Here is a 4,158-nt window from a genome sequence, read left to right as displayed (position 1 = left end):
GCTCTTGGCCTGAACGGCTGGATCACAAGACAGTTGCTGAATTAAGCCGCGCCGCTGCGGCAGGGTAGCCGAAGCTGGAACGGACGGATGCGAGGACGTTACCACGACGCCGCGAAGCGGCGTCGGCTTGAATGAATTGTTAGGCACCACCGACGGGATGCCAGAACGAGATATCCGGCGGCCCCGCGAGGAAGGCGCCGGCGCTTTGGATGAAGGATTGAATGTGTGGTTGCTGCATGTGCGGCCCAAGAAAAGTCTCTTGACTTGGCCAGTACTCGATCAGCGTGAAGCGAGTCGGGTCGCTTGCGTCCTGGAGCATGGTGATGCCGCCGCAATCTGGCTCAATGGCCTGGACGGCAGCGATGAGAGTGCCAATCTCGCGTTTGGCTGTGTCCACACGCTCCGGAAGTGCACGATAGCTGACGATTACGACTGCTCCGCTCATACGCGCCTCGATTAGGTTGATGTGGTGCCTAACGCTTGAATTAAGCCGACCCGCGAAGCGGGTTCGGCTTGAATGAATTGTTAGGGTGCAAGGCTACCGCACCTTGGTGAGCTTGACCTTTTTTTTCTCGCCTTTGCTTGGTCGCCATATCTCGATCCGATAGTGCTGCGGTATGGGTGGGTCTGGACGACGTGGAGCTTTGGGACCCGGGTCTTTACCCAGTGGCTCAAGATCAAGACAGTCGGGCCATGACTCATCCGCCAGGGTAAGCTGCTCAGGAAACTTGGGCGCGACCTCCAAATTGGCGGCTAGTTCTTGCATGAACGCTGGCGAGGACGCAGCCTCCTCGCCCCAGCGCTGTCTCACATCTTCGATTGCCTGGGCCGGGGTAAGCGCGCCCGCCTGCACCCGCTCGAAGAGACGTTGCAAATAGATGATCTCTCCACCGGTACGCTTTGTGTTGCCGCGCTCACTACTACAGGAAAACTCGCTCTTTGCCTGATCGAACAGAATATTGCTGACATAGACAGCTTGATCTCGCACGGTTCCAAGACCCGACATGAAGTCTCCGTATGCTCCGATGCCAAAGTAGAAGGCGGCGGCGTAAGCGCCAATCCTCGCTCGGCCCTTGATGGAGCCCTCTTCAAGTACTAGCGATAGCGCGTAGTCCGGAAGCAACAGGTGGGCTTCTACTTGCGCTTCCCACTCGTCGAAAAGTTCAGAAGAGTGGTGTTCAAACGCAGCCTTATCGAAGGCCGGCGACTTGATGTAGAACGATGTGGTTACGAGATCAAGCATCCGGCCCCTTCGGATCTATCCCTGCGCCCTAACGCCGGAGTTAAGCCGCCGCGCGTAGCGCGGTCGGCTTGAACGAATTGTTAGACATCATTTACCAACTGACTTGATGATCTCGCCTTTCACAAAGCGAATAAATTCTTCCAAGTGATCTGCGCGTGAGGCCAAGTGATCTTCTTTTTGTCCCAGATAAGCTTGCTTAGCTTCAAGTAAGACGGGCTGATACTGGGCAGGTAGGCGTTTTATTGCCCAGTCGGCAGCGACATCCTTCGGCGCGATTTTGCCGGTTATTGCGCTGTACCAAATGCGGGACAACGTAAGCACTACATTTCGCTCATCGCCGGCCCAGTCGGGCTGCGAGTTCCATAGCTTCAAGGTTTCCCTCAGCGCCTCGAATAGATCCTGTTCAGGAACCGGGTCAAAGAATTCCTCCGCTGCCGGACCTACCAAGGCAACGCTATGTTCTCTTGCTTTTGTAAGCAGGATAGCTAGATCAATGTCGATCATGGCTGGCTCGAAGATACCCGCAAGAATGTCATTGCGCTGCCATTCTCCAAATTGCAGCTCGCGCTTAGCCGGATAACGCCACGGGATGATGTCGTCATGCACGACAAGGGTGACTTCTATAGCGCGGAGCGTCTCGCTCTCGCCAGGGAAAGCCGAAGCCTCCATAAGGTCATTGAGCAATGCTCGCCGCGTCGTTTCATCAAGCTTTACGGCCACAGTAACCAACAAATCAATATCGCTGTATGGCTTCAGGCCGCCATCCACTGCGGAGCCGTACAAATGCACGGCCAGCAACGTTGATTCCAGATGGCGCTCAATGACGCTTAGCACCTCTGATAGTTGGTTCGAAATTTCGATGGTCACCGCTACCCTCATGATGTCTAACGCAAAGCTAAGGGGCGGCTACAAGCGGCGCGCAAAATGCGAAGCATGCGCCGATTGGAGACGTCCAGTGGCGCAGCCACGGCCTTGAGCGCCTTGTTAGCCACCAATGATGATACCTTCACTTGCCATGATTTTCGTTGGAATGGATTTTCTTGACGGCAACTTACTCTCATTGTCTATGTCCATGTTAAATGCAAAAAAGTAAACCTCAGTTCCTTTTTCTACCCAACCAACCCACCAAGCGACACCAGGATTTGATTCTGTGCCCACACCGGAATACCCGGTTTTTGAATGCACTATATATTCTGGAGTTGCTTCTGTAACTATTGCCTCTTTTACTATAAGTTGGTTTGCTTTAGATGCTGGCAAATTATTTAGGTAAAGCGACTCTAAAAATTTAACTTGATTGACTGCTGAGATTCTAAGCTGACCTTCTAGCCAAAATTTGTCAATGCCTCCGCCTATATTGGCGTTGCCATATGAAAAAAGGTTAAGGTATTTTTGCATTCTTTTTTTGCCAATGTCTCTGGCAATTTGTTGAAATACCGGAACAGCAGAAACTTGTATAGCGCCCCTTAGCGTTAAGTCTTTTTCCCATTGCTTCATGGCTCTGGGCTTGCCGTCCCATTTGAAAACCTGCCGCGCATCTTTTATGGCGCCGGTTTCAAGGCCTATGAGAGCATTGGGAATTTTGAATGTTGATGCTGGAATATAGGCCGTAGATGCACGTGTTGCATTATTTGTTGTACAGGAATTACTACTGCTTTTACAAAGTACAAAAACACCATGCACTGATTCACTGGAAAATTCTTTATTCCAAGCTAAATTTTCAGAAATAGACTCTGAAAGTGCAGTGCCTGCAAAAAATACTAGAACTAAATATGCGGCTATGGTTTTCATGGTACCTTGGTGGCTAACACCTGAGTTAAGCCGCGCCGCGAAGCGGCGTCGGCTTGGACGAATTGTTAGGCGAGCGGCTAATCACCCGCATGATGCCACTCTATCTCGGCCAGCCCTGATAGATAAGCGTGGACCTTGTCACCGGCGCCATGCGCTACCGCCCAACTGATGTGCTCCTGTAGCCGAGCAGCCTTGGAAGTGTCAGGAGCATCCCACCACGCAGCCAAGATTAGCGGCAGAGGGGGCTCCCAGCTGCTTCCTACCTGGCGGCGGTTCGGCAGCAACTGATAGAGACGATTCCAATGGCTCGGCTGTGGGCACACGCGACCATTGATCCGCGCTAGTTCCAAGAGCTCGCTTTCGGTAGCCATTAACCCGCCTCCGCCGCCTAACACCTGAGTTAAGCCGCGCCGCGAAGCGGCGTCGGCTTGGACGAATTGTTAGCCTTCACCCACTTTTGTAACTATGAAGTGAAGCTCGTAGCCTTTTCCAGTGGGCCAGTTGTCGCGTTTTAGCTCTTGCCGGTATCCAGCGCCATCGTGAATCTTTGGCGTGCCGCTTGTGATTGCGTTAGAAATCTCAGATGGAAGGCCTGCGCCTGTGGCTGCTTTGGCGACAGCAGCAGAGAACTTTTTAAGCTGTCCCTTTGCGTAGGCCTGTTTGGAAGGCTCATTGATGTTCAGAACGAGCTTGACCTCAGTTGCCAGGTCACGATTCCCTGTGACGTAGTAAGCGAGGTTGTTAGGTAGATTTACGGCCTCTTGAAGATTCTTGTACGGCGTAGAGCAACTGTACTCATCTTCATATTCATTTTGGTAGGGGCGTATTTCTACCCCAAAGTCCTTGCCAATGAAGTTGCAAGCTTGATCTGGCACCCAGCCAAGTGGAGCAGAAGCTGGTTGTTCTTCTGTTACGGGTGCAGGTACAGACGTTGGTTGAATTTCTGTTGCAGCTGTTGGCGCAGGCGCGGAAACAACGGCTTCCGGCACGTCTTCGGTCTGCGACGTGCAGCCTGAGATGAGTGATATAAGCAAAATTGCGGCTGGGATGCGCATGAACCCTCCTGTGAAGGCTAACACCTGAGTTAAGCCGCGCCGCGAAGCGGCGTCGGCTTGAATGAATTGTTA

The 4,158-nt window shown here is 52.5% G+C and carries 4 protein-coding genes and 1 pseudogene; all 5 read right to left on the bottom strand.

Annotated elements, in window-relative coordinates; all coding sequences use genetic code 11:
- Positions 1-139: 139 nt before the first annotated feature.
- The 5 genes and pseudogenes from SPK54_RS13480 to SPK54_RS13460 all read right to left on the bottom strand — a co-directional run bounded on the left by SPK54_RS13480 (position 140) and on the right by SPK54_RS13460 (position 4,086).
- Positions 140-445, bottom strand: a complete 306-nt coding sequence (locus SPK54_RS13480) for a putative quinol monooxygenase (RefSeq protein ID WP_330948384.1) — start codon at positions 443-445, stop codon at positions 140-142.
- A 93-nt stretch (positions 446-538) separates the two neighbouring features.
- On the bottom strand, positions 539-1,243 hold the full coding sequence (locus SPK54_RS13475; RefSeq protein WP_330948383.1) for a hypothetical protein: 705 nt from the start codon (positions 1,241-1,243) through the stop codon (positions 539-541).
- A gap of 40 nt (positions 1,244-1,283) precedes the next feature.
- Positions 1,284-2,122 (bottom strand): annotated as a pseudogene (locus SPK54_RS13470) (AadA family aminoglycoside 3''-O-nucleotidyltransferase).
- A 105-nt stretch (positions 2,123-2,227) separates the two neighbouring features.
- The gene (locus SPK54_RS13465) at positions 2,228-3,031 is read right to left on the bottom strand and encodes an OXA-5 family class D beta-lactamase OXA-129 (RefSeq protein WP_032492122.1); all 804 of its coding nucleotides are present in this window, start codon (positions 3,029-3,031) and stop codon (positions 2,228-2,230) included.
- Positions 3,032-3,471: 440 nt separating this feature from the next.
- A complete protein-coding gene (locus tag SPK54_RS13460) occupies positions 3,472-4,086 on the bottom strand; it encodes a hypothetical protein (protein WP_330948382.1) in 615 nt (204 codons plus the stop codon).
- Between the last annotated feature and the right edge of the window lie 72 nt (positions 4,087-4,158).

Source organism: Thermomonas sp. LB-4 (assembly GCF_036409385.1).
Taxonomy (GTDB): Bacteria; Pseudomonadota; Gammaproteobacteria; order Xanthomonadales; family Xanthomonadaceae; genus Thermomonas.
The sequence above is the reverse complement of the archived record's forward strand: the minus strand, read 5'-3'. Positions and strand labels throughout refer to the sequence as shown.

Excerpts from the sequence above, each read along its gene's own strand:
- SPK54_RS13480 (WP_330948384.1), bottom strand. The coding sequence starts at position 445 with ATGAGCGGAGCAGTCGTAATCGTCAGCTATCGTGCACTTCCGGAGCGT.
- SPK54_RS13475 (WP_330948383.1), bottom strand. The coding sequence starts at position 1,243 with ATGCTTGATCTCGTAACCACATCGTTCTACATCAAGTCGCCGGCCTTC.
- SPK54_RS13465 (WP_032492122.1), bottom strand. The coding sequence starts at position 3,031 with ATGAAAACCATAGCCGCATATTTAGTTCTAGTATTTTTTGCAGGCACT.
- SPK54_RS13460 (WP_330948382.1), bottom strand. The coding sequence starts at position 4,086 with ATGCGCATCCCAGCCGCAATTTTGCTTATATCACTCATCTCAGGCTGC.